Annotated in this window: 25 protein-coding genes and 1 tRNA gene; 13 read left to right on the forward strand and 13 right to left on the reverse strand. The window is 71.7% G+C overall.

Annotated elements, in window-relative coordinates:
• Positions 1 to 85: 85 nt before the first annotated feature.
• From BR70_RS0113830 to infC, 4 genes are all read right to left on the reverse strand, one after another.
• Positions 86 to 937 (reverse strand): TrmH family RNA methyltransferase, encoded by an 852-nt coding sequence (locus tag BR70_RS0113830; protein ID WP_027466551.1) that lies wholly within the window; start codon positions 935 to 937, stop codon positions 86 to 88.
• A 65-nt stretch (positions 938 to 1,002) separates the two neighbouring features.
• Positions 1,003 to 1,386: a 50S ribosomal protein L20 gene (rplT, locus tag BR70_RS0113835; protein ID WP_017887975.1), complete on the reverse strand. Its 384-nt coding sequence runs from the start codon at positions 1,384 to 1,386 to the stop codon at positions 1,003 to 1,005.
• A gap of 28 nt (positions 1,387 to 1,414) precedes the next feature.
• On the reverse strand, positions 1,415 to 1,609 hold the full coding sequence (gene rpmI / locus BR70_RS0113840; protein ID WP_017887976.1) for a 50S ribosomal protein L35: 195 nt from the start codon (positions 1,607 to 1,609) through the stop codon (positions 1,415 to 1,417).
• Between the two features lie 60 nt (positions 1,610 to 1,669).
• Positions 1,670 to 2,344 (reverse strand): translation initiation factor IF-3, encoded by a 675-nt coding sequence (infC, locus tag BR70_RS0113845; RefSeq protein WP_081827403.1) that lies wholly within the window; start codon positions 2,342 to 2,344, stop codon positions 1,670 to 1,672.
• Positions 2,345 to 2,627: 283 nt separating this feature from the next.
• Between infC and BR70_RS0113850 the strand changes: the two genes are divergently transcribed.
• Complete coding sequence (locus tag BR70_RS0113850) at positions 2,628 to 2,978, forward strand: DUF1844 domain-containing protein (RefSeq protein WP_027466553.1); 351 nt, start codon at positions 2,628 to 2,630, stop codon at positions 2,976 to 2,978.
• A 75-nt stretch (positions 2,979 to 3,053) separates the two neighbouring features.
• On the opposite strand, the gene BR70_RS21050 is transcribed toward BR70_RS0113850, so the two are convergent.
• Positions 3,054 to 4,367 (reverse strand): phosphotransferase, encoded by a 1,314-nt coding sequence (locus BR70_RS21050; protein WP_231495708.1) that lies wholly within the window; start codon positions 4,365 to 4,367, stop codon positions 3,054 to 3,056.
• A gap of 128 nt (positions 4,368 to 4,495) precedes the next feature.
• On the opposite strand from BR70_RS21050, the gene BR70_RS0113860 reads away from it, so the two are divergent.
• From BR70_RS0113860 to BR70_RS0113875, 4 genes are all read left to right on the forward strand, one after another.
• A complete protein-coding gene (locus BR70_RS0113860) occupies positions 4,496 to 5,968 on the forward strand; it encodes a CYTH and CHAD domain-containing protein (protein WP_027466554.1) in 1,473 nt (490 codons plus the stop codon).
• Positions 5,969 to 5,988: 20 nt separating this feature from the next.
• Positions 5,989 to 6,444, forward strand: coding sequence for a MaoC/PaaZ C-terminal domain-containing protein (locus tag BR70_RS0113865; RefSeq protein ID WP_027466555.1), 456 nt, complete (start codon positions 5,989 to 5,991; stop codon positions 6,442 to 6,444).
• Positions 6,445 to 6,534: 90 nt separating this feature from the next.
• Positions 6,535 to 8,415 (forward strand): glycoside hydrolase family 2 protein, encoded by a 1,881-nt coding sequence (locus BR70_RS0113870; protein WP_027466556.1) that lies wholly within the window; start codon positions 6,535 to 6,537, stop codon positions 8,413 to 8,415.
• A 150-nt stretch (positions 8,416 to 8,565) separates the two neighbouring features.
• Positions 8,566 to 9,786, forward strand: a complete 1,221-nt coding sequence (locus BR70_RS0113875) for a hypothetical protein (RefSeq protein WP_027466557.1) — start codon at positions 8,566 to 8,568, stop codon at positions 9,784 to 9,786.
• A 105-nt stretch (positions 9,787 to 9,891) separates the two neighbouring features.
• Here BR70_RS0113875 and BR70_RS21055 read toward each other — a convergent pair whose 3' ends face one another.
• The gene (locus BR70_RS21055) at positions 9,892 to 10,962 is read right to left on the reverse strand and encodes an amidase domain-containing protein (protein ID WP_051596960.1); all 1,071 of its coding nucleotides are present in this window, start codon (positions 10,960 to 10,962) and stop codon (positions 9,892 to 9,894) included.
• Between the two features lie 107 nt (positions 10,963 to 11,069).
• Between BR70_RS21055 and BR70_RS0113885 the strand changes: the two genes are divergently transcribed.
• Positions 11,070 to 11,453 (forward strand): response regulator, encoded by a 384-nt coding sequence (locus tag BR70_RS0113885; protein WP_027466558.1) that lies wholly within the window; start codon positions 11,070 to 11,072, stop codon positions 11,451 to 11,453.
• Positions 11,454 to 11,525: 72 nt separating this feature from the next.
• On the opposite strand, the gene BR70_RS0113890 is transcribed toward BR70_RS0113885, so the two are convergent.
• From BR70_RS0113890 to galU, 4 genes are all read right to left on the reverse strand, one after another.
• Positions 11,526 to 11,601, reverse strand: a tRNA-Ala gene (locus BR70_RS0113890).
• 73 nt (positions 11,602 to 11,674) lie between these two features.
• Positions 11,675 to 12,802 (reverse strand): hypothetical protein, encoded by a 1,128-nt coding sequence (locus BR70_RS0113895; RefSeq protein WP_027466559.1) that lies wholly within the window; start codon positions 12,800 to 12,802, stop codon positions 11,675 to 11,677.
• Positions 12,803 to 12,919: 117 nt separating this feature from the next.
• Positions 12,920 to 13,579: a GNAT family N-acetyltransferase gene (locus tag BR70_RS0113900; protein WP_017887986.1), complete on the reverse strand. Its 660-nt coding sequence runs from the start codon at positions 13,577 to 13,579 to the stop codon at positions 12,920 to 12,922.
• 88 nt (positions 13,580 to 13,667) lie between these two features.
• Entirely contained in the window at positions 13,668 to 14,558 is an 891-nt protein-coding gene (gene galU, locus BR70_RS0113905) for a UTP--glucose-1-phosphate uridylyltransferase GalU (protein WP_027466560.1), read from the reverse strand.
• A gap of 115 nt (positions 14,559 to 14,673) precedes the next feature.
• Here galU and BR70_RS0113910 point away from each other — a divergent pair, with 115 nt between their 5' ends.
• The 3 genes from BR70_RS0113910 to mscL all read left to right on the forward strand — a co-directional run bounded on the left by BR70_RS0113910 (position 14,674) and on the right by mscL (position 16,122).
• On the forward strand, positions 14,674 to 15,258 hold the full coding sequence (locus tag BR70_RS0113910) for a 5-formyltetrahydrofolate cyclo-ligase (RefSeq protein ID WP_027466561.1): 585 nt from the start codon (positions 14,674 to 14,676) through the stop codon (positions 15,256 to 15,258).
• Position 15,259: 1 nt separating this feature from the next.
• Positions 15,260 to 15,550, forward strand: coding sequence for an FmdB family zinc ribbon protein (locus BR70_RS0113915; RefSeq protein ID WP_027466562.1), 291 nt, complete (start codon positions 15,260 to 15,262; stop codon positions 15,548 to 15,550).
• A gap of 77 nt (positions 15,551 to 15,627) precedes the next feature.
• Entirely contained in the window at positions 15,628 to 16,122 is a 495-nt protein-coding gene (gene mscL / locus BR70_RS0113920; protein WP_027466563.1) for a large conductance mechanosensitive channel protein MscL, read from the forward strand.
• A 111-nt stretch (positions 16,123 to 16,233) separates the two neighbouring features.
• On the opposite strand, the gene BR70_RS21060 is transcribed toward mscL, so the two are convergent.
• The gene (locus BR70_RS21060) at positions 16,234 to 16,818 is read right to left on the reverse strand and encodes a CDP-alcohol phosphatidyltransferase family protein (RefSeq protein ID WP_051596961.1); all 585 of its coding nucleotides are present in this window, start codon (positions 16,816 to 16,818) and stop codon (positions 16,234 to 16,236) included.
• A 355-nt stretch (positions 16,819 to 17,173) separates the two neighbouring features.
• A complete protein-coding gene (locus BR70_RS0113935; RefSeq protein WP_027466564.1) occupies positions 17,174 to 21,001 on the reverse strand; it encodes an ATP-binding protein in 3,828 nt (1,275 codons plus the stop codon).
• Between the two features lie 163 nt (positions 21,002 to 21,164).
• Here BR70_RS0113935 and BR70_RS0113940 point away from each other — a divergent pair, with 163 nt between their 5' ends.
• The 4 genes from BR70_RS0113940 to BR70_RS0113955 all read left to right on the forward strand — a co-directional run bounded on the left by BR70_RS0113940 (position 21,165) and on the right by BR70_RS0113955 (position 24,853).
• Entirely contained in the window at positions 21,165 to 22,037 is an 873-nt protein-coding gene (locus BR70_RS0113940; RefSeq protein ID WP_027466565.1) for an HpcH/HpaI aldolase/citrate lyase family protein, read from the forward strand.
• 10 nt (positions 22,038 to 22,047) lie between these two features.
• Positions 22,048 to 22,515 (forward strand): DUF6264 family protein, encoded by a 468-nt coding sequence (locus BR70_RS0113945; RefSeq protein WP_027466566.1) that lies wholly within the window; start codon positions 22,048 to 22,050, stop codon positions 22,513 to 22,515.
• 144 nt (positions 22,516 to 22,659) lie between these two features.
• Entirely contained in the window at positions 22,660 to 23,907 is a 1,248-nt protein-coding gene (locus BR70_RS0113950) for an FAD-dependent oxidoreductase (protein ID WP_035809213.1), read from the forward strand.
• Between the two features lie 67 nt (positions 23,908 to 23,974).
• The gene (locus BR70_RS0113955; protein ID WP_027466568.1) at positions 23,975 to 24,853 is read left to right on the forward strand and encodes an aldo/keto reductase; all 879 of its coding nucleotides are present in this window, start codon (positions 23,975 to 23,977) and stop codon (positions 24,851 to 24,853) included.
• 95 nt (positions 24,854 to 24,948) lie between these two features.
• On the opposite strand, the gene BR70_RS0113960 is transcribed toward BR70_RS0113955, so the two are convergent.
• On the reverse strand, positions 24,949 to 25,401 hold the full coding sequence (locus tag BR70_RS0113960; protein WP_027466569.1) for a hypothetical protein: 453 nt from the start codon (positions 25,399 to 25,401) through the stop codon (positions 24,949 to 24,951).
• Positions 25,402 to 25,413 lie beyond the last annotated feature (12 nt).

Genomic DNA, 25,413 nt, shown 5'->3' on the forward strand with positions numbered 1-25,413 from the left:
CTACCGGCCGTCGGGATACCACCCACCTGCACCGAGCGGACGGTGGATGGCCGACGCCGACGACCGGCCTGGGGAGGGACGAGGGTCAGCTCCGGAGCGCGAAGGCCGACTCGTACAGGCACACCGACGCGGCCGTGGCGAGGTTCATCGACTCCGCCTGCCCGTAGATCGGCACCTTGACGGCCCGGTCGACGAGCGCCAGGTCGTCGGCAGTCAGTCCGCGGGCCTCGTTGCCGAAGACCCACGCGGTCGGTCCGTCGAGCATCCCCTCGGCTCGGACCACCGGCAGGTCGTCGCCGGAGACGTCCGCCGCGAGCACCGTGTAGCCCAGGGCCTTCGCCCGCTCGATCGTGTCCGCCAGGGTCACGCCGACGGACACCGGGACGTGGAACAGGGACCCGGTCGTCGACCGGACGACCTTCGGGTTGTACGGGTCGACCGAGCGTCCGGTCAGCACCACCGCGTCGGCGCCGGCCGCGTCGGCGGCCCGGATGATCGTGCCGGCGTTCCCCGGGTCCCGCACCTCTTCGAGGATGGCGACCAGTCCGGGCAACGCGGCCTGCTCGTCGGACGCATCTCGGGCCTCCGCGTCGGCGGCGGCCGCAGCGCGGTCCGGGAAGACGTCCTTCACCGACGTCGGGAACTGCTGGCACACCGCCACCACGCCCTGCGGGGTGACCGTGTCGGCCATCGCGTCGAGCACCTGCTCGGTCACGAACCAGGTGTCCACCGGCGCATCGTCGAGCCCGTAGCGGGCAGCGGCGGTCGGCGTCACGTAGAGCTCGCGCAGGAGCTCCGGGGCGTACTCCAGCGCTTCGCGGACCGCTTGGGGCCCTTCCAGCAGGAACAGGCCGGTCTCGGCCCGGACGTCCTTCTTGGCCAGGGCCGCAACGGCCTTCACGCGTCCGGCACGGGGGTTCTCGAGGAGATCGCTCACGACCCAAGTCTAGGAACGACGAAACCCCCGCCGTGCGGCGGGGGTTTCGCGAGCAGAAGAACTGACTACGCAGCCTTCGGGGCCGAGGTGTCGGCCGGGAGGGCCTTCTTCGCGGTCTCGACGAGCGCGGTGAAGGTCTCGGGGTTGTTCACCGCGAGGTCGGCGAGGATGCGACGGTCGACCTCGACGCCGGCCAGGTTGAGACCCTGGATGAGGCGGTTGTAGGTCAGGCCGTTCGCACGGGACGCAGCGTTGATGCGCTGGATCCAGAGGCGACGGAACTCGCCCTTCTTCGCGTGACGGTCGCGGTACGCGTAGACGAGGGAGTGGGTGACCTGCTCCTTGGCCTTGCGGTACAGGCGCGAACGCTGGCCGCGGTAGCCCTCGGCGCGTTCGAGGATGACGCGGCGCTTCTTGGCGGCGTTGACCGCTCTCTTTACTCGTGCCATTGCACTATTCCTTTACGATCTGCGGGGCTCAGTGGCCGAGGAGCTTCTTGACGTTCTTCGCGTCACCCTTGGAGAGGACCTGGTCCTCGTTCAGGCGGGCCTTGCGCTTGGAGCTCTTGACCTCGAGGTTGTGACGCATACCGGCCTGCTGCTTCATGATCTTGCCGGTACCGGTGACCTTGAAGCGCTTCTTCGACCCGGAGTGGGTCTTCTGCTTGGGCATGGTGGTGCCTTTCCGTGGGATGGATGGGGGGCCGCGTCGTTGCGGGGTCGGTCCGGGGACCTATTCGGCCGCGGCGTCCGTGGATTCCGCGGCTGCCTCGGACGTGGAACCGGCCTCGGCCTCGTCCTTGCCCTTCGCGGCGTGCTCGGTGGCACGACGCTCGGCCTTCTGTGCAGCACGCTTGGCGTTCTGCTCGCCCTTGACGTCGGACTTGTTCTTGAGCGGGGCGATGATCATCGTCATGTTGCGGCCGTCCTGGGTCGGACGCGACTCGACGACACCGAACTCGGCGATCTCTTCCGCGAACTTCTGGAGGAGACGGACACCCTGCTCCGGACGCGACTGCTCGCGGCCACGGAAGAGGATCATCGCCTTCACCTTGTCGCCACCGAGGAGGAACCCCTCGGCGCGCTTGCGCTTCGTCTCGTAGTCGTGCACGTCGATCTTCAGGCGGAAACGGACCTCTTTCAGGTCCGTGTTCACCTGGTTGCGACGAGCTTCCTTGGCCTTCTGAGCGGCTTCGTACTTGAACTTGCCGTAGTCCATGATCTTGGCCACGGGCGGCTTCGAGTTCGGCGCGACCTCGACCAGATCCAGTTCGGCTTCCTGCGCGAGACGCAGTGCCATGGCGATCGGGACAACGCCGACCTGCTCACCCTGCGGACCGACGAGTCGGACTTCGGGAACGCGGATTCGGTCGTTGGTACGGGGATCGGTGATGCGGAGCTCCTTCAATCAGGTGGTGGCCGTCCGGGGCGTTTGCCCTGGACGACAGCACGAGAGAGGAGATCTGACGCACGGGATGTCAACCCGTTCGGCAGCCGCCCTGCATCGGATCCGTGGGATCCGACCGACGAGCACAACACGTGCACTCGCGGAGCGGTGGTGACCCGGTAGCCTGGTGGAACGCGGCCGCGGGTGGGAGAGACTCCTCTTTCGTGACACCGTCCGGGTGTTGTCGAGGAACTGACGGCACACGGACAGCATCTGCCGCGAGCAAGCCTAGCAGAGGAGCACCGTGAGCGACACCCCGATCGACGACACCGGCATCGACGCCGCCAGGGACATCGCGGAGGTGCCGGCGGTCGAACTCATCAACACCGTTGCGGTGCACCTGCTCAGTGCCGCGGCCGTGAAGGTCGGCCTGGCCGACGACCCGCAGGAACAGACCGACCTGGACGAGGCGCGGAAGCTCATCACCGCGCTGGCCGGCCTGGTCACCGCCGCCGCGACCGAGATCGGCGACCACCACGCCCGTCCGCTCCGCGACGGACTGCGGTCGCTGCAGCTCGCCTTCCGCGAGGCGTCGGCGATCCCGGACCCGATCGGTGCCGGACCGGGCGAGAAGTACACGGGTCCCGTCAACTGAACGACGTCACCCGGTGACGGACGGGAGGCCCGTGGCGGTGTCGCCACGGGCCTCCCGTGCGTCCGTGGGTCGCGCTCAGGACCCGCTGTCGCCGACCAGGCGCGCGACGGCCGCGAGCGGGATCCCGACCCAGTCGGGTCGGTTGCGTGTCTCGTAGACGACCTCGTAGACCGCCTTGTCGAGCTCGAAGGCGTCGAGCAGCGCGCTGTGGACGGCGAGGTCCGCGCCGGTCCCCTGCTGGTAGCCCTCGAGGAAGCGGGCTCGCGCCTCGGCGGCCCACGAGGCGGCGTCGACCGGTTCGGCATCGTGTGCCAGCGCGCCCGCGACGTAGTCGAAGGAGCGCAGCATGCCCGCGACGTCGCGCAGGGTGACGTCCGGCAGCGAGCGTTCGTCGAGGGGGCGGAGCGGCTCGCCCTCGAAGTCCAGGAACACCCAGCCGCGGGGGTCCGGTGCCGACAGGACCTGTCCGAGGTGCAGGTCACCGTGGATGCGCTGCAGATCCGGCCACGTCGCGTCAGCGGCACGGGCGTAGACCGCGCGGATGGCGTCGACGTGGCCGGCGACGACCGGGGCCTCGCGGGCGGCGGTGTCGAGTCGGGCGTGCATCGTCGCGACGGCGGCGTCCCGTCGGGGCGCGTCGGCCGGTTCCGTCGGCAGCGCTCCGGCGAGGGTGCGGTGCACGTCGGCGAGCGCGGTGCCGAGCTGCTCGGCGCGGTCACCGAACGGGGTGCCGGCCTGCGCCTCCTGCAGGGCGACGCGCCAGGCGTCGTCGAGCCCGGGCAGGAACTCCTGGGCGAAGGCGAGGTGCCCCGTCGCCGTGCCGTCCGGGCGTCCGATGTCTGGCCAGTCGGCGCGGAGGGCGCCGTAGACCCGCGGCACGCGCGTGCTGCCCGCCGCCGTGAGGGCGAGCTGCGTGGTCACGTCGGGGTTGTCGCCGTGGTGCAGCACGCGGAAGACCTTGATGATGACGCGGTCCCCGGACTCGGTGTCGCAGATGACCGACGTGTTGGACTGCTCACCCGTCAGGACGCGGGCAGCGGTGACCAGGCCGATCGGGCTGAGGCTGTCCGGTGCCGCGTCGATGCGTGCGGCGAGCGCCGAGACCCATGCGAGGTCGGTGGTGGCGTCGACGATCGCGCCGTCGGGGTCGCTGGTGATCGGTGACTGGTAGAGGACGGGGACCGCGGGGGCCTCGTCGAGCACCAGCCGGGTCCCGTCGTCGGTGGCGATCGTCCGGAGGCGTGGCTCGGACCCCTTCGAGGCGTACCAGCGGCGGTCGGCGATCCAGGACTCGAGGTCGCGGTCGCTCGGCGTGCTGGTGGGGGCTGTGGTTTCGGGGGCGCTGTGGTCTGCGCGGGTGTCGGGGGCGCTGGGTGCTCCGTCGCTCATGCAGCGGAACCTACGCGCCGGGGCCTGGCGAGGTGCCGAGTCCCCCACAGGACACGCCGGGCAGGACTCCGTCCACAGAACCCCGTTGCCCCCGGTCTGACACGGGTGCGGCGGACGACACTTGCGGCATGCCCCGATCCGCTGCCGCTCCTTCCTCCGCCGCTGACGCTGCACCTGCGCTCCCCGACCCCCGCCGGACCTGGCGGATCCTCGATGACCGCAGGCTCCCCGCACTCGAGCCGTTCGCCGCCGACGTGCGCCGTCACGAAGCGGTGACGGTGCGCGAGACGGTGTGGGACTCCGACGACCGGGTGCTCGCCGCCGAGGGTGTCGTGCTCACACGCTCGCCGGACGGCGGCTGGACGACCGACCGGGGCGGGCACGGGACCGGCCCGGAGCCGCTCGGGGGCGTGTCCGACGATCCCCCGCGAGACGCCGTCGAGGTGTTCCTGCGTGGTCGTCCCCTGCGGACGGTCCTGGTCCGTGACACCACCACGACGCTCGTGACCCTGCGCGGCGGGGACGGCCGGGTGCGGGCCGAGGTCGCCGACGTGCGCGTGGACGACGGCGACCCGGACACCACCGTGCTGCGGTCGTCGCGGTGGTGGGCCCTGACCGACGACGGACGCGACGGCGCCACGGCTCGAGCGGCCGAACGAGCGCTGCACGATGCGGCGACCGATCCGGTGGACATCGCGTCGGTTCCGCTCCCCCGCGGCCCCGAGCCCGCCCCGGAGCAACGACGCGGCCGAGCGAAGCGCCCCCGGCCGGACACCGCCGCCGGGTTCGTCCTGCGGGTGCTCGATGCCCTGCGGCGTGACCTCGTCGCGGTGGACCCTCGGGTACGGGCCGACGAGCCCGAGGCCGTGCACGACCTGCGGAAGGTGCTGCGCCGCCTGCGGAGTGTGCTCGCGGCGTTCCGCGGCGCCCTCGACCGCCGGGCGACCGAGGAGCTCCGTGCCGCCCTGGCCCAGACCGGTCGGGTCGCCGGGACCGCTCGCGACGCCGAGGTGCTGCACGCCGGCTTGTCCCGGTCGGCGGCACGAGCCCCCGACGGGTACGTGGACGCCGGGACCCTGGACCGCATCGGTTCGGCGACCGCGGAACGTCGCAGCGTCACCGCTGCTGAGCTCCGGCGAGCGCTGCGCTCCGACGCCTGGTTCCGGACGCTCGACGCCCTCGACGACCTGCTGCTGCGGGCACCGGCCGGCCCGCACGCGGACGACGACGCAGCCGCGTTCGTCACCAGGCGCATCCGGCACGAGCGAGCACGCGTCGGTCGGCTGCTGGGCGATCCCAGCGACGACCTCGACACCCTGCACGAGGTCCGGAAGGCCGCGCGCCGGTTGCGCTACGCGCTGCAGGCGGCCGGGGACCTGCCCGACGTCGGCAAGCGTCGGCTCGGACGGCTGCGACGGGTGCAGGAGACCCTGGGCGAGACGCTCGACGCCGCGCACGCAGCCGATGCGTACCGAGGGCTGGCCGCTGTGGCAGCGCAGCACGGCGAGGACACGTTCGGGTACGGGGTCCTGGCGACGACCGAGCGGGCGGCCAGTGCGCAGGGCCTGCACCGATCGCGGAAGCTGCTCGCCCGACTCTGACCGGGTGCGAGAATCGGGCCGTGCCGCACTACTTCGAGGACCTCGCTGCCGGACAGACCTTCACCACACCGGGGCGCACCATCACCGAGGCGGACGTGGTGTCGTTCGCCTCGTGGACGAACGACAACAACCAGGTGCACACGGACGTCGAGTTCGCCGGGAAGACCCGGTACGGGCAGCGGATCGTGCACGGGCTGCTCGGCACCTCGCTGTGCCTCGGGCTCATCGCGCGCACGGGCGTGTTCGAGGGGTCCGCGGTGGCACTGCTCGGGATCGACCAGTGGCGCTTCACCGAGCCCGTGTTCATCGGGGACACCGTGACCTGCACCGTCGAGGTCCTGGGCACCCGGCTGACGAGTTCGGGCACGACCGGGATCGTCGAGCGGGCGGTGGCGCTGCGGAACCAGCACGGCGTGGTCGTCCAGCAGGGACGGATGGACGTCATGGTGCTCACCCGCGACGCCGCGATCGACTGAGCGACCGCTCGACGAGAGCCCCGCCGAACCTGTTCCGCGCAATCCCGGCTCCCTCTTTACAACGATGTACCGGCACGGGAGCATGGACGCATGAGCACGCTCGACGGCACCGTGGCCGCACCTGACTCCGCTTCCGCCCCCGGCCTCCCCCTCGCTTCGCGGCAGGACGGCACGTACCCCCGGCCGCAGATGCTCCGCACCGCGTGGGCCGATCTCGACGGCACGTGGTCGTTCCGGAACGACGGCGACGACCCCGCCTGGCACACGGGCTTCGCCGACGCACGGGACATCGTCGTCCCGTTCCCGCCCGAGTCCCCGGCCTCGGGCATCGACGAGCCCGGCTTCCACCCCGTGGTCTGGTACTCCCGTGCGATCACCCGCTCCGAGCTCGACGCCGCCGGGTTCGGCGACGGCGCCCCTCGACTCGTCCTGCACTTCGGCGCCGTCGACCACCGTGCCCGCGTCTGGATCGACGGGCAGTTCATCGGCGGACACGAGGGCGGCCACACCCCGTTCTCCTTCGACGTCACCGAAGCCCTGGCGGCCGACCCCGACGCCGTGCACACCCTGGTGGTCCGCGCCGAGGACGACCCGCACGACCTGACCCAGCCGCGCGGCAAGCAGGACTGGCACGAGGACCCGCACGCGATCTGGTACCGCCGGACCACCGGGATCTGGCAGACGGTCTGGCTCGAGGCCGTGCCGACCGCCTCGATCGCGTCCCTGCGCTGGACGAACGTCGACCACGCGACCATGCGCCTGACGGTCCGGCTCGACGGTCACCGCACCGGCGGCGAGCGCCTGCGCATCGAGGCCCGCTGGGACGACCGCGACGAGCACCTCGCCACGATCGAGACCACCGTCGGCGAGACCGGCGACGAGTTCGACGTGGTCGTGCCGATCGCGCGGCAGACGAACGGGCAGGCCGAGGACGAGCTGCACTGGACGCCGGACACGCCCCGGCTGATCGACGCCACGGTCACGCTGCTGCCGAGCGCCGGCAACGCCACGACAGCGAGCACGGGCGCGCTCGACGCCGTCGCCAGCTACTTCGGGATCCGGACGGTCGGGGTCGACGGCGGCGCGTTCCTGCTCAACGGCCGACGCCACGACGTCCGCAGCGTCCTGAACCAGGGCTACTGGCCCGAGTCGCACATCGCCGCCCCGTCCCGCCAGGCACTCCGCCGCGAGGTCGAACTCATCAAGGAGCTCGGCTTCAACGCGGCCCGCAACCACCAGAAGATCGAGGACCCGCGGTTCCTGTACTGGGCCGACCGACTCGGACTCATGGTGTGGGGTGAGGCTCCCGGCGCCTACGCGTTCTCCCCCCGCGCCGTGCAGCGTCTGATGCGCGAGTGGATGGACGCCGTCGATCGTGACGCCTCGCACCCGTCGATCGTCACGTGGGTGCCCGCCAACGAGAGCTGGGGCGTGCAGCACATCGCCACCGACCCGGCCCAGCAGGCCTACGCCCGGGCCCTCGCCGACGTCACGCGGGCATTGGACCCGACGCGTCCGGTGATCTCGAACGACGGGTGGGAGCACACGAACTCCGACATCGTCACGATCCACGACTACGAGGGCGACGGCCCCCGGCTCGCGGCCACCTACGCGGACGAGACCGCACGGGCCCGACTCCTCGGTGGCATCGGTCCGGCGGATCGCCGCATCCTGGTCGGCGGCGCCGAGGACCTCGGCCAGCCGGTCATGCTCACCGAGTTCGGGGGCGTGAACTACCAGCCGGGCGTCCAGCGCGAGGACGGCTGGGGCTACACGTCGGCCACTGACGGCGACGACTGGGTCGCCCGCATCACCGCGCTGTACGACGCGATCCGTGCGAGCTCGTTCCTCGCCGGGTCCTGCTACACGCAGCTCACCGACACCATGCAGGAGACCAACGGCCTGCTCAACGCCGACCGGTCGCCGAAGGTGCCGATCGAGCAGATCCGTCGCGCGGTCACGGGGCGCTAGCCGGGAGGCCCGCACTTCGTGAGCAGGAATGGTCGGGTCCGGCAGACGGACCCGACCATTACTGCTCACGATGCACACAGGTTGCCTCGCGGCGGACGCGGGACGGCCCGCGATGCGGGGCGCGGCCCGCGGTCTGGGAGGATCGGGCGGGTGACGAACGTGACGGAAGCGAGCCGGGCCTCCAGGCGGGGGTTCCGCAGCCTGCTGACCGGACGGCGCAGCGCCTGGACCGCACCGTTGCTGATCTGGGCGGGCTCGCGGGTGGTCAGCACCGTGCTGCTGGCGACCGTGTACCTGCTGGCGACCGCGAACGGCTGGCCGTTCGCCTCGTACCGGCAGGATCCCTCGTTCTTCACGTTCTCGGGCTCGTGGGACGCCTCGTTCTACCGGATCATCGCCGAGCACGGGTACCCGGCGACGCTGCCGACCGATGACTCCGGGCACGTCCTGCCGAACGCGTGGGCGTTCCTGCCGGTGTTCCCCGCGGTGGTGCGGGTCGTGATGACGCTGACCGGAGCGTCGTTCTGGGTCGCCGGGGTCCTGGTGGCGTCGATCGCCGGAGCGGGCGCCTGCGTGCTGCTGTACCGGCTGGTGCTCGCCGTCGGGTGTTCGCACCGGGCCCGCTGGGCGACCGCACTGTTCGCGTTCGCGCCGACGGGGTTCCTGCTGCAGGTCGCCTACGCGGAGAGTCTGCTGCTCGTGCTGCTGTTCGGCGCCCTGCTCGCCCTGGTCCGGCGACGGTACTGGCTGATCGCCCCGCTCGGTGTCGTGGCGGCGTTCACGAAGCCCGGGGTCCTCGCGCTGGCGCTGGCACTGGCCGTGCACCTGGTCCTGCGGTGGGTGGCCTGGCGCCGGCAGCAGGACGCGTTCCCGTGGCGCGACCGGATCGCGATCGTGGTGACCGGCATGGTCGTCGCGGCTGCGGGACTGGCGTGGCCCGTCATCGCGACGGCCGTGACCGGGCGACCGAACGCGTACCTGGACACCGAGCTGTCGTGGTGGGTGGGGTTCGTCGGTCGCCAGCACTTCGCACCGCTGACGCCGTGGTTCACGATGGCGTCGACGTGGCTCGGGCCGCTCGGCATCGGACTCGTCGTGGTGGTGCTCGCCGGCGCGGTGTGGTTCTTCTCGCGCAGGAGCACCCGGGCCCTGGGCACCGACGTGCTCGCGTTCACGGCGTCCTACGGGCTGTACCTGGTGGCGGTGTTCCTGCCGCAGCAGTCGTTGCCGCGGTTGCTCATGCCGATGGCGCCGTTGCTCGGGTCGGACGTGTTCGTGGGGACGCGGCGGCGGGCGGTGACGTGGCTGGTCGTCGGGGTGTGCCTGCAGCCGGTCGCGATCGTGCTGCTGTGGTTCCTCGGGTACCCGTGAGCGGTGCTGGTCCGCGCCTCTGCAAGACCCCGGTGTTCGCCGGTTGAACACGCGCAGACCGCGGTGCGACGCGCGAACACCGGTGTCTTGCGGGCCTGGTGAGCGCTACGCGTCGAACGTGTGGAACCAGGCCGATCCGCCGGGGTGCTGCACCGTGATCATCTCGTCGAGGTCGCGGTAGGGGCCGTCCTGGTTGTGGCTCGCCGACTTGATGCGGATGGTGCCGTCGGGCTCGGTGAAGACCTCGGACACGATGGTGGTGTGGTCGGGTGAGCCGTTGGCGTTCCAGTCGAAGAACACGATGTCGCCGACCTTGACCTTGTCGCGCTCGTCCGAGGAACGCCGGGTGAGCCCGAACTCGCCCGCGTTGTCCGCGAGCCAGGGGTCCATCGTCGGGCAGTAGGTCCACGTCGCGCTGTGCTCGGCACCGGCGGCCCGGTTGTACCAGTCGGACCGCTGCTCCCACCCACGGGCGATGAGCGTCTGGCTGACGTAGTTCGCGCAGTCGCCGCCGATGGGGTTCATCGTGCCGTACTCGGCGAGGTTGTAGTCCTTCCAGTACCGCATCGCGTAGGCGAGCTGCCGGTCGACGTCGGTCAGTGCGGCGTAGGCGAGGGTGCTCGAGGCGACCGCGCTGCCCGCGGCGGGCGTCCGGGCGGCGGTCGGCGTCGGCGACGCGGCCGCGGTGTCCTGGGTGGCGCCGCTCTGCCCGTCGTTCGCGGCGCTGCCGTTGCCGTCCGAGGACCGGTTCGCCGACGGGGTCGGCTCGATCGCGGACGTGAAGAGTGCGACGTCGGCGTCGCCGGCCGTGTACATCGCCTGGTGCGGTGCCGTGAAGCTCACCTTCGACGCGGTGGCCTGCACGTCACGCGCCGCGACTCCGCCGACGGTGACGCCCTTGACGGCGGCGAGTCCGGTCCCCGTCACGGTGACCGTGACGCCACCGGCGAGCGGGACCTGCGCCGGAGTGAGGGACTTCGCGACGGGCTTCGCCGTCGTCGTCGACGTCTCGTCGCCACCACCGGAGCTCCCGCGCCCGCCGCCCGAGCCGTTGCCCGAGCCCTTGCCCGAGCCGCCGCCCTTGTCACTGCCGGAGGAGCACGCCGCGACGGCGAGTCCGATCCCGGCGACGCCGGCGAGGGACAGGAGTGCGCGGCGGTTCATCGAGGCAGTCATGACACGACCAGCTTAAGCGACACCTCCGTCGTTCCGACACGGCATGATCGTCTTCGGGGGCGAGCGTCCTCCGTGTCCCAGCGGACCCGTTCGGAAGGAACACACACATGCCCGAGAGCCACGACTTCTTCGTCGCGACCGACCCCGAGACCGCCCGTGCACAGGTGCGCGAGGCCCTGTCCCGCGAGGGCTACACCGTCGACGACGCCGAGCAGGGTTCACTCCGTGCGACCCGCGGCAGCCTCGGCCTGACGCTGCTCATCGGCGGCATGGCGAACGACCGCACGTTCCACACCCGCCTGGACGTGCAGATCATGATCGCCCCGGACGGCCGCACCGTCGCCCGGCTGCTGCGCGGCTCCGGCAAGTCCGCGATCAAGGGCGGAGCGCTCGGCATCTCGCGCGGCAACCGGGCCTTCGAGCAGGCCGCGAACGCCATCCACACCACCTTCGCGCAGTCCGGCGTGCTGACGGAGAGCATCGCGGGCTGACGCACGACGAACAGCCCGACAACGGCAGAACGGCCCGGAACCTGTGGGTTCCGGGCCGTTCGTGTTGCTACCTGGTGGAGCTAAGGGGATTCGAACCCCTGACCTTCTCATTGCGAACGAGACGCGCTACCAACTGCGCCATAGCCCCAAGTGCTCGATCACATTAGCACCCTCGGTCGGCCCAGCCGAAATCGCAGGTGGCCCGTCGGGCGTGCCGCGGGTCAGACCGCGCGGCGCCGTCGCATGATCGCGTCGAGGTCGGCCTGCTGGTAGGCGTCGTCGTCGAGGACCCCCATGCCGGCCCACTTGCTCGGCGGACCGGCCGGAGCGGCGGGTTCGTCGGCAGCGGGAGCAGCAGCAGCGGCAGCGGCAGCGGCAGCGGCAGCGGCAGCGGCAGCAGGAGCAGCGGGCGCCCGCAGCCCGAGCCGCTCGGCCAGACGCCCCTGGTCGTGCGCGGACAGCGATGCCGCAGCTTCCTCGAGCTCGGGTCGCATCCGCGAGACCCACGCCAGCGACGGGTCGGACTCCCCCGCCCGGATCGCCGCCGCTTCGGCCTCGGGTTCCGCCTTGGCCGCGGCGACGCGCTCCTTCAACCGCGCGGCGAGTTCCGCCGACGACTCGGGCGATGCAGCCGGTGCGCTCGGCCGCTCCACGTAGAGGGGCTTGGGCACGTGGTTCGGGGTCCACGAGCGGTCCGCAGCGGGTGCAGCGGGCTGCTCGGTCGACAGGGGCGGGGCCGGGTCGGTCCAGGCGGTGGCCGGCCGGGAGGCGCGGGTCGCGCCCGTCTCGCCGGCCGCGAGACGCTGCTTCCGCGCCGTCGCCACCTGGTGCAGCTGGGCCAGGACCGCTGCGGACCCACCGGCGGCGACGAGGCCTGCGACACCGACGAGCCAGAGCGACGGTGCCGCGACGAACACCACGAGGGCCACGACGATGCCGAGCGTGCCGAACAGGGTCGCCCCGAGCCGGGAACGGCGCATGCGCATCGCGGTCAGGGCCGGCACGGCGGACGCCCGCTCGAGCACCGGGGCCTGCTCGGCCAGGCGGCGGGTGATCTCACGCTGCCGCGCCGCTTCGTGGGCTCGGACGATGGCGGTGCGCTTGGCCTCTTCGGACCGGGCGACGCGCTGCGCCTGGGCGAGGGACTTCGCGTTCATCTCGATGCGGACCTCGTCCGGCAGCTCGGCGGTCTGCGCGAGGATCCGGAGGGTCTGCTGCAGCCGGATGGCGTTCCGCTCGGTGGCCAGGTACTGGCGGCGGGCGGCCCACGACGGCATCAGGTAGACGAGCCAGAGGACGGCCGCGACGAGCAGGACGATGCCGCCACCCCACGAGCCGATTCCTGCCATGCGAACACGGTAGGGGCGGCGGTTCCCGCGCCGCGTGATTGCCGGACGCGTGTTGCGCGTGTCGGGGGCGAATCTGCGGGGGCGAGCCGCGCCTCCAGGCCCGTGACAGGCGGCCCGTCAGATGCGGGGCGTCGTGTCCAGCGGCATCGCGGCCTCGTCGCGTGCGGCAAGGGGAACGGTCCCCACACCGGGAGGCACCTGCCCCTGGACCCAGCGCTCGAGGACGCCGCCGCGGACCTCCTCCGCCACCAGCGCGAAGCAGAAGTGGTCGCGCCAGTCCCCGTTGATGTGGATGTAGCGGCGACGGAGTCCCTCGTACCGGAAGCCGAGCTTCTCCACGACGCGCAGGCTCGGGGCGTTCTCCGGCCGGATGCAGATCTCGATCCGGTGCACGCCGAGCGACCGGAAGCAGTGGTCGACGGCGAGGGCGACCGAGATCGGCGTCACGTTGTGGCCGGCGGCGTCCTCGACGACCCAGTAGCCGATGGAGGCACTCGCGAGCGAGCCGTAGGAGATGCCGGAGACGTTGAGCTGACCGACGAAGCGGCCGTCGAGCTCCATCGCGAACGGGAGTCCGAGTCCCGCGCGGGCGTTGGCCTGGAGCGCGCGGATGCTGCCGCGGACGTCGGTGGAGACGTGTCCGGAGGGGTTCGTGGCCTCCCAGGTGCGGAGCCACGAGCGGTTCGTCGCGAGTGCCGCGTCGAGGTCGCGGGTGTCGCGGAGCCGGAGGGGCCGGATGGTGACCCGCCCGTGGGACAGGGTCGGGATCGTCGTCATCGCTGGGTTCCTCCGGGGTCCCGCCGCTGTGCGGGACGGGGTGTCCCGCTCGGGTTCGTCATGTGACGGACCCGAGCGGGATGGCCGACTATTCGCCCGCGTTGAACTCCTTCAGCCACGACTTGAGGTCGGGGCCGAGGTCATCGCGGTCCGAGGCGAGCTGCACGATCGCCTTGATGTAGTCGAGTTTGTCACCGGTGTCGTACCGGCGTCCACGGAACACGACGCCGTACACGCCGCCGGTCCACTCTTCGGCGCTCGCCATCTTCATGAGCGCGTCGGTCAGCTGGATCTCGCCGCCCTTGCCCGGCTCCTGCTTCTCGAGGACGTCGAAGACCTCGGGACGGATGACGTAGCGGCCGATGATGGCCAGGTTCGAGGGCGCCTCGCCCTGCGGGGGCTTCTCGACGAGCCCGGTGATCTTCACCACGTCGTCGGTGTCGGTCGGCTCGACCGTGGCGATGCCGTACAGGTGGGTCTGCGACTCGGGGACCTCGAGCAGGGCCACGATGGTGGCGTTCTTCTCGCCCTGGACCTCGATCATGCGCTGGAGCAGCGGGTCACGGGCGTCGATGATGTCGTCACCGAGGAGCACGGCGAACGGCTCGCGGCCGACGTGCATCTTCGCGCGGAGCACCGCGTGGCCGAGGCCGAGCGGGTCGCCCTGCCGCACGTAGTGCATGTCGGCGAGGTCCGTCGACTGGTTCACCTTCTGCAGCTTCTCGTGGTCGCCCTTCTTGCGGAGGGTCTCCTCGAGCTCCGACACGTGGTCGAAGTGGTTCTCGAGCGCGTTCTTGTTGCGCCCGGTGATCATCAGCACGTCGGTCAGCCCGGCACCGACAGCCTCTTCCACCACGTACTGGATGGCCGGCTTGTCGACGACGGGGAGCATCTCCTTCGGCATCGCCTTGGTCGCGGGGAGGAAGCGGGTACCCAGCCCTGCGGCCGGGATCACCGCCTTCGAAATCTGGAAGCCCATGGTCAGACCGTATCCGATCCCCCTTTCGAGGGCATGTCGTCGCTCCGGGGGACACGGGACCCCGCGGGTTCCCGGCGGGAAGCCGCAACCGTGCCCCCTCGGTAGACTCCTGCCCATGATCGCCGATCTCGGGAACGAGAAGCGCGCCCTGCGAGCCGAACTCCGGCAGCGGCGGCGCACCCGGACCACGACCGAACGCGACGCGGACACCCAGACCCTGACCGCGACCCTGCAGCGCTTCGTCGAGGAACGCCAGGTGACGTCCATCGGCCTGTACCTGTCCGCACCGGACGAGCCGAACGTCCGCCCGTTCCTGAACTGGGCGTTCGGGCAGGGCATCCGCGTGCTGCTGCCGGTCACCCGCGAGGACGGGCTGCTCGACTGGGCCGTCGGCGATGGCGAGAGCGAAACCGAGAGCCTGCTCGGCCTGCCCGAGGTGGTCGGCGAGGTCCTGTCCCCGCTCGCGATCAACGACGTCGACGCGATCCTCGCCCCGGCGGCGGCGGTCGGGCACGACGGCGTCCGCATGGGCTGGGGCCGCGGCTACTACGACAAGACCCTCGGGTCCATGGCGAACCGCCCGCCCGTCTATGCTGTGATCTTCGACGCGGAGTACCTCGACGAGGTCCCGCGCGAACCCCACGACGAACCCGTTGACGGCATCATCACGCCGTCGCGCATCATCACGTTCCGGAGCTGACGTGCCCACCTACTCGTACCGTTGCACCGAGTGCGACAACGCGTTCGACATCAAGCAGTCCTTCTCCGACGCCACCCTGACGGAGTGCCCGGTCTGCGGCGGCGTCCTGCGGAAGGTGTTCTCCCCCGTCGGCGTGACCTTCAACGGTGGTGGTTTCTACCGCACCGACTCGCGTCCGGCCCCGAAGTCCGAGGGCTCGTCGAGCACCCCCGCGAAGTCCGAGCCGAAGAAGTCCGAGCCGGCGAAGAAGGCCGAGTCGAAGCCCAGCGGCTCGAAGCCCGCCGCGTCCTGACGCGGCCTGCGCTCTCCGGATAGGTTGGGGCGCGTCGCCACTCGGCGGCCGTCCTCGACCCGGAAGGAGACCCTCGTATGAAGGGCTTCAAGGAGTTCCTGCTCCGCGGCAACGTCATCGACCTGGCCGTCGCAGTCGTCATCGGTGCGGCGTTCACCGCGATCGTCAGCACGATCGTCAGCGCCCTGATCAACCCGCTCATCGGTGCGGTGTTTAACGCCTCGAGCCTCGACAAGGCGCTGGTCGTGGCGATCCCCACGTTCTCCGGCGGTGACGCAGAACTGAAGTTCGGCGCGATCATCGGCGCCGTCCTGAACTTCGTCATCGTCGCCGCGGTCGTGTACTTCGCGCTGGTCGTGCCCGTCAACCACCTGAAGAAGGCGGCGTTCGAGCGCGTCAAGAACGACGAGGAGCAGACCCCGCAGGACGTGCCCCCGACCGACGTCGAGGTGCTGCTCGAGATCCGCGACCTGCTCCGCCCGCAGACCGGCGGTGCCACGAGCGCGGGCGCGCACATCGCCCCGTCGAACGCTCCCGAGGGGCCCGGCATCGGCGGCTCGACGAAGCTCTAGCCCCGGAGCCGTCGCCGGCGCCCTTGCAAGACACCGGTGTTCGCGCGCTGCACACCCGCAAACCGCGGTGCGCAGCGCGAACACCGGTGTTTTGCGGAGAGGGCGGCCCCGTCAGGCGGCGGGGACCGCGCGGCGCTTCGCGAACATCGCGACGGCGTACTGGGCGCCGGCGAGCACGTGGCCCGCTGTGCCGAGGTACACGAACACCAGGGCCACGACCCGGACCCACGGTGCGTTCTCGTCGACGGTGTGCACCGCGGAGAACAGCAGCACCGGCAGCCCGACGAACAGCAGGGCCGAGCGGATCTTGCCCGTCCACGTGACGTCGAGGTCCGGGTTGCCGTGGAACAGCACGCTCGACAGGACGACGAGCACCAGGTCGACGAGCACCACGACCGCCACCACCCACCAGGGCAGCAGGCCGACGAGCACCAGGGACAGCACGATCGCGATGATGGCCAGGCGGTCGGCGACGGGGTCGATCGCCTTGCCGAGCTTGGACCCCTGGTCGAACTTGCGGGCGATGAAGCCGTCCGCCCAGTCGCTCACGCCGATCACGACGAGGGCGACGAGCGCCCACCCCGGGTGGCCGGCGACGACGAGGCCGATGAACACCGGGATCAGCACGAGGCGGAACAGCGTGATCAGGTTCGGCCAGGTCTGCCAGTCGGGGCGCTGTCGCGCGGTGTCAGTCATCACGGGCCAGGCTACCGGTTACCAGTGCGGGGGGACGTCGCGTCGGAGCTGGTCGTCGTTCTCACCGTCGCGGTGCCGCGCCGGTTCCGGCGGCGGCGCGGGGTCGTAGCCCGCCACCGGCTGGGTGGTGACGCGTCTGCGGCGCCGCGCCGGGCCTCCCGGCTGGTCCGCCGTCTCGCGTCCGGACGATGCTGCCGGGCCGGGAGGCGCGGCTGACGACGCGTCGTCGGCCCGGGTCCACGTGCCCACCAGCTGGTCCGTCTCCGGCGTCACCGGACCGGCGGGCCGCGAGGCCCGGCGGCTCATCGGCGGGCGGGGCCGACCGTGGACACGCTGGGATCGAGATCCTGCGTGCTCACCGGCGGGCGGGGATCGGCGGGATCGAGATCTCCTGCGTGGCGCCGCGGTCGACCCCGAGCACGGCGGCGACGGTGTCGGCGACGCGGTCCGGGTCGGAGAACAGCTGGAACGCGTGCACGCGCACGTAGTGCCAGCCGAGTCGGCGGAGCACCTCGGGACGCAGGCGCAGGGACTCGCGCAGCGATCCCTTGACCAGCGACGCATCGGTCTCGATCGTGACGCACACCCCGCCGTGCGCGGCGACGAGGCCGAGCTTGCCGCGGTGTCCGAGCGCCACCGGGATGCCACGCATCTCGAGGCGCCGGGCCAGGTCGACGAGCAGCGGGTCGGAGTCGTCCGGCACGTACTCGGCGGTGGTCCGGGCACGCACCTCGGCCAGGATCTCGGCGAGGGCGACGGTGCCGTGGCCCATGCGCTCGGCCTCGATGTCCGACGGCTGGAAGCAGGTGACGATGACCATCGAGCGACGCGCGCGGGTCATGGCGACCGCCAGCAGCCGCTCGCCGCCGGGCTTGCCGAGCGGACCGAAGTCACGCAGCACACGGCCGTGCGGGGTGCGGCCGTAGCCGATGGAGAACACGACGCGGTCGCGGCTCTGCGCCACCGACTGCTCGAGCGTCGCCACGATGAACGGCTCGGCACGGTCGCCGATGACGAACTCGGTCAGGTCCTTGTGGCCCTGGGCGGCGGTCAGCACGGCCTGCTCGACGCGCACGGCGTGCTTCGCCGACGCGGTGATGACCATGAGCGACTCGGTCGGACGGGTGCGGGCGTGGTCGATGACGAGCCGGACCACGCGGTCCACCTCGGCGTCGACGCTCTCGACGGCACCGGACTCGGGGTCCGGGACGGCCTTGCCGTCGCTGACGTAGTCGAGCGCGATCGACCCGTGGCCGAGGAACGAGCCGGCCCACGGCAGGGACTCGATCTTGCCGCCGTAGAAGCGACGGTTCACGAGCTCGGCGAGGTCCTCGCCGCCGGCGCGGTACGACCGCGACAGCGACAGGGTCGGCAGCAGGGTGGACAGCTTCGCCAGGGCGGAGTCGGCGTGGAACGCGTCGAGCGTGCCCTCGTCGACCTGCAGCGCCCGGTGCTCGGGGTCCACGGCGATGCGGAACGGCGACGGCGTCTGGGTGACCGGGTCACCGAACACGACGGTCTGCCGGGCACGACGGACGGCACCGACGGTCTCGGCGATCGTCACGGCGCCGGCGTCGACCAGGATCACGGTGTCGAAGGGCATCGTGTCGGCGATCTGCGGCACCTCGTACGGGCTGGCGAGCCAGATGGGTGCGATCGACCGGGACAGGTGCGGTGCGGAGTCCTGCAGCAGGCGCGAGGTGATCGCGCCGTCGCGGAGCTGGGTCTTGAGGGCCGTCGCTTCCTCGGGCCAGTCGACGAGACCGACCTTCCAGTTCTCGGCGAGCTGCCACGCGAGGCCCTGGGAGACCCCGGCCGCGTGGGCGTCGTCCACCAGGCGGAAGTCGGCCTCGACCCGGTCGAGCATGTCGGTGTTCGCGCCGAGCAGGGCCCGGTCGGACTCGAGCATGGTCTCGAGGGCGGACTGCCACCAGGCGAGCTCGAGCTCGGCCGGCACTTGCACGTCCGGCACGTGCCGGTTTGCCAGGTCGGTGATGAGCGGCTCGAGCTGCAGGTCGCGAAGGGTCTGCATGAGCTCGGTGCGCTCCTGCAGGTTGTGCAGGACGTCGGATTCGGCCGCGAGTTCGGCGATGGTCGGGACGAGCTGGTCGACCGGGGTGTTCGCGAGCTGGCGGTCACGCTCGGTGCGGCCCAGCGGCTCGTCGAGGCGCGCGAGGTCCTCGGCGACGTTCGAGAACAGGACCTGGACGTCGGCGATGCCCGTGGGCACCTCGGGGTTCACGCCGGCGGCGACGTAGCGCTGCCAGAGCACCCGCTGCTGCTGGACCCGGGTCAGGGCCTCGTGCAGGTCGGACACGTGCACGCCCGGGCGGACGTACTCGCGGGCGAGCTTCTTGAGCCGGCGACGGTTCGTCGACGACATCGGGGCGCCCTCGCCGCGGGGGGCGGTGGCGGCCACGAGCTCGGACACCGAGCGGTCGAAGACCACCGGCAGGAAGCGGTCGAGCGTGTCACGGATCTCGGTGAGCAGGCGCAGGTAGATGCCGAGCTCGTTGATCGTCGTGAACTGGCGCATGTGCGTCGAGCTCACCAGGTCGTGGGCGCGGCGGAGCAGGGTCGGCAGGCCGTCGGCGTCGAGGTCCTTCGCGATGCGGTGCGCACGCTGGGCACCGTCGCTCGAACCGAACTTCGCGCCGTACCAGGGCGAGTCGTCGGGGCCGTAGCGGAACTCACCGAGGTTCGCGGCGCTGACCATCGTCTCGGCGACGCGCGAACGGCCGTCGACCATCGAGGCGACGGACTGCTTCGACAGGCGCGCGGTGGTCGACGGGGCGACGGGCAGCAGCGAAAGGCGCGACAGCTCCACCAGGCAGTCGAGCACCGAGACGCCGAAGTCGGGGTCCTTGCGGGTGAGCGATCCGCGGTAGTCCTTCAGCACCTTGCGCAGGCGGACCAGTGCGTCGTCGACCTCGCGGAGGTTCGGACGCGCGGCCTTCTCGTTCCGGGCGATGGCACGGACGACGTCGCGGCGCAGGGTCGACGGCGTGACCGCGACCCCGGGCAGCTGGACCTCACCGAAGCGGGCGGCGATGCCCCGCAGGGTCGCGCGGCGCGGGCTCACGACGAGCACGCGCTTGTTCGCGGCGACCAGGCCACCCAGGGCGTTCACGATGGTCTGGGTGCCACCGGTGCCTGGAAGGGTCTTCACGACGATGGAGTTGCCGGCCGTGATCTGCGCGATCACGTTCTCCTGCTCGTCGTCGGCGTCGAGCAGGAGCGTGTCGGTCTCCGGGCTGCGCTCGTCCGACGGGGTCTGCTCGACCGGGTGGTAGGACTGCTCGACCTGCCACTTCGCGCTCGGGTTGCCGGCGAGGGCGTCGAGCACGGGGTGCGACAGGTCGCCGGTGTCCTCGACCATGCCGGTCGCGACCTCGGCGAAGGTGGACACCACGAGTCGGGCGTGCACCGAGAAGCCGGGGATGTGCGCGGTCAGGCCACGCAGGCGGTCGATGACGGGGTTCGGCGTGAAGGAGCCGTCCTGCTGCGCGAGGGCCACGAAGGACTGCGCGTCGAGGATGACCCCGAACTGCTCGTGCAGCGCGTCGGCGAGGCCCGGGTTGAGCACCGGTTCGCCGAGCAGGCGCACCTCGAAGTCGCGTCCGTGCCGGCGGATCGCCAGGGGGCGCAGGAGCACCGGGCCGCGGAACTGCTCGTCGCCGTGCTTCCAGTCGGCCATGCCGATGCCGAGCTTCACGGCGTCGATGCCGCGCACGGTGGCCAGCTCGGTGCCCTTCGCCTCGACGTGTCCGGCGGCCACGCGGGCGGCACGGAGCGCCACCTCGTCGCGGATCAGGCTGGACAGCAGGGTCGTCTTGCCGGTGATGAACTGCGCGAGACCGCCCGGGTGGGTGGTCGAGAGCTCGATGCGGGCGCGCGGGTGGTCACTGAAGTGCGTGAGCGGGCTCGTGCCGCCGACACCGGTCAGCTGGGTGCGCCAGCCGTCCCACGTCGGTTCGGCCGCGTTGCCGGCCTGCAACCGCGGGTCGCCGAGGCTGATCGCCTGCGGGCTCGTCATCTGCAGCTCCGGGCGGAGCGTGCGGTCCGGCTCGTCGTCGGTCCGTTCCTGGTCCACGTCCTGCTGCTCGTCTCGATCGTCGTCGGGGCGCGCGCGGGCACCCTCGACGGGGACGTCGTCGTTCACGTCGTCCTCACCGTCGGTCACCCTGTCCGCTCGCCACACATCCGACACTGTAGGCGGAACCGGACGGCCTCTCTGGCAATGAACCGAGGTTTCGGGGTTTCCGCACGGACCTGACCGGCGTCAGAGCCGACGTGCGGCGCGTCCGATCCGACGGCGGCCCCGTCCGGTGTGGTACCAACGGGGCATGGCCATCGACGACCGCACCACTCCGTCCGCCCCCACGCCGAACCGGCGTCGATCGGTCCCCGCCGAGATCTCACGGTCGTGGCTGTTGGTCTCCGGCACCGCCACCGACCGGTTCGACAAGTCCCAGCGCTCCCGCGCCGACCAGATCATCCTGGACATCGAGGACGCCGTCGACCCCGCCGCGAAGCCCTCGGCCCGGCAGGGCGTCGCCGCCTGGCTCGCCGGCGGCGGCGAGGCCTGGGTGCGCATCAACGACGTCACCACGGACTTCTGGGCGGACGACGTCGAGGAGCTCCGCGGCCTGCCCGGGCTGCAGGGCGTCATGCTCGCCAAGACCGAGTCCCCCGCGCAGGTCACCGACACCTGGCACCGGCTCGGCGGCCAGACGCCGGTGATCGCCCTCGTCGAGTCGGCCCTGGGCATCGAGGAGTCCGTGTCGATCGCCAAGGCGCAGGGCGCGTTCCGCCTGGCCTTCGGTTCCGGCGACTACCGCCGTGACACCGGGACCAGCGCCGACACGCTCGCGATGGCGTACCCGCGGTCGAAGCTGGTCGTCGCCTCGCGCGTCGGCGACCTGCCGGGTCCGATCGACGGCCCCACGGTCGGGTCGTCGCACCCGATCCTCCGCGAGCAGTCGCAGGTGGCCGTGTCGCTCGGCCTCACCGGCAAGCTGTGCCTGGACACCGAGCAGCTCCCCGTCATCAACGAGGTCATCTCCCCCACGCCGACCGACGTCGCCTGGGCGCAGGACTTCCTCGACGACTTCGAGGCCCGCGGCCGGGTCATCCGCGACGGTTCCGACCTGCCGCGGCTCGGTCGGGCGCAGAAGATCCAGCGGCTCGCACAGGCGTTCGGGGTCGAGGCGCGGTAGGACTGCACGCATGACCTGGTCCAACGTCCCCGGCCCTCCGCCGCAGTCCTCCTCCGGCCCCACGGACGCGCAGCGCGCTGCGTGGGAACGCGGTGGCACCACGCTGTTCCCGCCGGCGAAGCTCGCCGACCGGATTTCGACGGTGCTGCTCCTGGTGTTCGGTGCCGTCATGACCGCGATCACGGCGGTCGTCGGCATCGTCGCGATCGCCTCGGCCACGGCCGAGTGCGACGCCGCGGCCGGGTGCACACCCGGTGGGTACTTCGGCGGCGCGGCCATCGCGGTCGGTGGCGCCTTCGTGATCGGGGTCGCCACGATCGTGCTGTCGATCGGCGCGTGGATCCGACGGAAGCCGTCGTGGTGGATCGCGGCGATCGGCTTCGTGTTCGCGATCGTCGTCATCGCCTGGGGCGGGGTCGTCTTCGTGAACGCCGTCGACAGCGGGTCCGGATCGTCGTCGGTGTCCGCCAGCGCCTGACCGACGCCCACCGACACCACCCGTCCGACCGGACACCGGTCGTCCGCCGCGTGTCGGGCCTGCGAACGCGTGTGCGTTCCGGCCTGGAGGCGCGGGTCGGGGCCGCCACGCGCCTCCGGTCCGGACCGGGGTAGCGTCCCGGGCATGGTGACGGTGTCGCGGACGACGGTCGCGGTGGTCGGTGGCGGCCCCGCAGGGGTCGTCCTCGGGCTGCTGCTCGCCCGCGCCGGCATCGACGTGCGCGTGCTCGAGCGGCACGACGACTTCAACCGGGACTTCCGGGGCGACACGGTGCACGCCTCGACCATCCGGCTGCTCGACGAACTCGGACTCGGTGCACCGTTCCGGGCGTTGCCGCAGTCACGCCTCGACGACTTCTCGCTGCCGATGCCCGACGGCTCGCGGCTGCTGCTCGGTGACTTCTCGCGTCTCGCGCCCCCGTACGACCACGTGGCGATGGTGCCGCAGTGGGACCTGCTCGACCTGCTCGTGACCGCCGCCCGTCGGGAACCGTCGTTCCGCATCGCGATGGGCCTCGCGGCGACCGGACTCATCGAGGAGAACGGGGTCGTGACCGGGGTCCACCTGCGGCCGAGGGACGGGGCCGGCGAGCCCGAGGAACTCCGCGCCGACGTCGTGATCGCCTGCGACGGGCGGAACTCGGTGCTGCGTCGCGCCGCCGGGCTCGTTCCACGGGCGTTCCGGGTGCCGTTCGACACCTGGTGGTTCCGGTTGCCCCGGCACCCCGGGGACGCGGCGAGCGCCCTCACCCCCGCGTTCTCGGACCGGGACGTGCTGCTGAGCTTCCCGCGGCCGGACTACCACCAGGTCGCGTACTTCGCGCCGAAGGGCTCGGACGCGGCCCTGCGCGCAGCAGGGGTGGCTGCCTTCCGTGCCCGGGTGGCGCGGCTCCGACCGGACTTCGCGGACCGGGTCGACGCGATCGCCTCGATGGACGACGTGCACGTGCTCGACGTCCGCATGGACCGCCTGCGCCGGTGGTGGCGGCCGGGGCTGCTCTGCATCGGGGACGCTGCACACGCGATGTCGCCCGCCGGCGGGGTCGGCATCAACCTCGCGGTGCAGGACGCGGTGGCGACGGCGACGATCCTGGTGCCGGCGCTCCGACGGGGGCTCCGCGGTGGCGGCCTCGACCGGGCGCTCGCAGCTGTCCAGCGTCGTCGGACCCCGCCCGCAGCCCTGGTGCAGGCCGCGCAGGCCGTGCTGCACCGGGTCGTGTTCGAACGGGCCTTCGCCGGGCACCTGCAGGACGGTCCGCCGCTGCTCCCGGTGCTGCTCGCGCGCTGGGTCCCGCCGGTCCGGGGCCTCTACGCCCGCGGCATCGCGTTCGGCCCGCTGCCGGAACACGCGCCGGCGTGGGCGCGTCGGTGACGGAGGCTCGTGGCTCGTCGGTGCGGGAACTGGGCGTCGGCGTCGGGGGCGGGCGCATGCTGGGCCGATGAAGCAACGAGTCATCGGAGACGTGTCCGTCAGTGCCGTCGGTCTGGGCGGGATGCCCATGTCGATCGAGGGCCGACCGGACGAGCGTCAGTCCATCGCCACGATCCACGCAGCGCTCGAGAACGGTGTCACGCTCATCGACACCGCCGACGCGTACCACCTGGGCGGCCACGACGAGGTGGGGCACAACGAGGAGCTCATCGCGCGGGCCGTCCGGGAGTTCCACGACGACACCTCGGACGTGCTCATCGCGACGAAGGGCGGACACCTGCGCCCCGAGGCCGGCAACTGGGCGCAGAACGGGCACCCGGAGTACCTGAAGGAGGCGGCGAAGGCCTCGGCGAAGCGGCTCGGCGTCGAGCAGATCGGCCTGTACCAGTTCCACCGCCCCGACCCGGCCGTGCCGTACGCCGACTCGATCGGGGCGCTCGCCGAGCTGCTCGACGAGGGCGTCATCCGGATGGCGGGCATCTCGAACGCCGACCCGGATCAGATCCGCACCGCGAACGAGGTGCTCGGCGGACGCCTGGCGTCGGTGCAGAACCAGTACTCGCCGAAGTTCCGGTCGAGTGAGCCGGAGCTCGAATTGTGCGACGAGCTCGGCATCGCGTTCCTGCCGTGGAGCCCCCTCGGTGGCATCGGGAGCGCGGCGGACCTCGGGACGGCGTTCGAGGACTTCGCGTACATCGCCCGCGACCGTGGGGTCACCCCGCAGGTCATCGCGCTGGCGTGGGAGCTGCAGAAGAGCGACGTCGTCGTGCCGATCCCTGGTGCGTCGCGGCCGCAGTCGATCCTGAAGTCGATCACGGCGCCGACTGTGCGGCTTCGGCCGGAGGACGTCGCACGCCTCGACGCCTCGCAGCCCGCGGCGGTCTGACGCCCGTTCCCCCGACGGGGGAAGCACGACGCCCCGCCGCTCCTGGTCCAGGAGCGGCGGGGCGTCGTCACGTGCGGGGCTGCGCGTGGGACCGCTCAGCTCTTGGCGGGGCAGACCGCCGAGACCTGGTCGAGGGTGGTCTGCACCTCGGTCTGGGCCTTCTTGACCTCGGCGGAGTCCTCGGCCGCACCGGAGCGGATGGCGGAGCTGTAGCCCTTCGCCGCGCCGGAGAAGTCCTCGAACGTGTCGTGGACCTGGTCGTTCGAGACCTTCGTCAGCGCCGAGTCGATGCGCTGGACGAACTCGTCGACGAGCGCCGCACGGGCCTTCGGGTCGGCCGGGGCAGAGCTGGAACCCTGCTCCTTGAGGAACGACGCGAGTTCGTTCTCGAGCAGGGAGCAGGCTTCCCCCTTGGTCTGGGCGGGTGCTGCGGCGGCGGTCTTCGAGGCCGACGGTGCGCTGGACGAGCCCGAGTCGCCGCCGGAGCAACCGGCGAGCAGCGTGAGTGCGAGGCCGGCGGTGGCCAGCGCGATGAGCTTCTTGGGCATGGTGGAGAGTCC

This window comes from Curtobacterium sp. UNCCL17 (assembly GCF_000686685.1).
Taxonomy (GTDB): domain Bacteria; phylum Actinomycetota; class Actinomycetes; order Actinomycetales; family Microbacteriaceae; genus Curtobacterium; species Curtobacterium flaccumfaciens.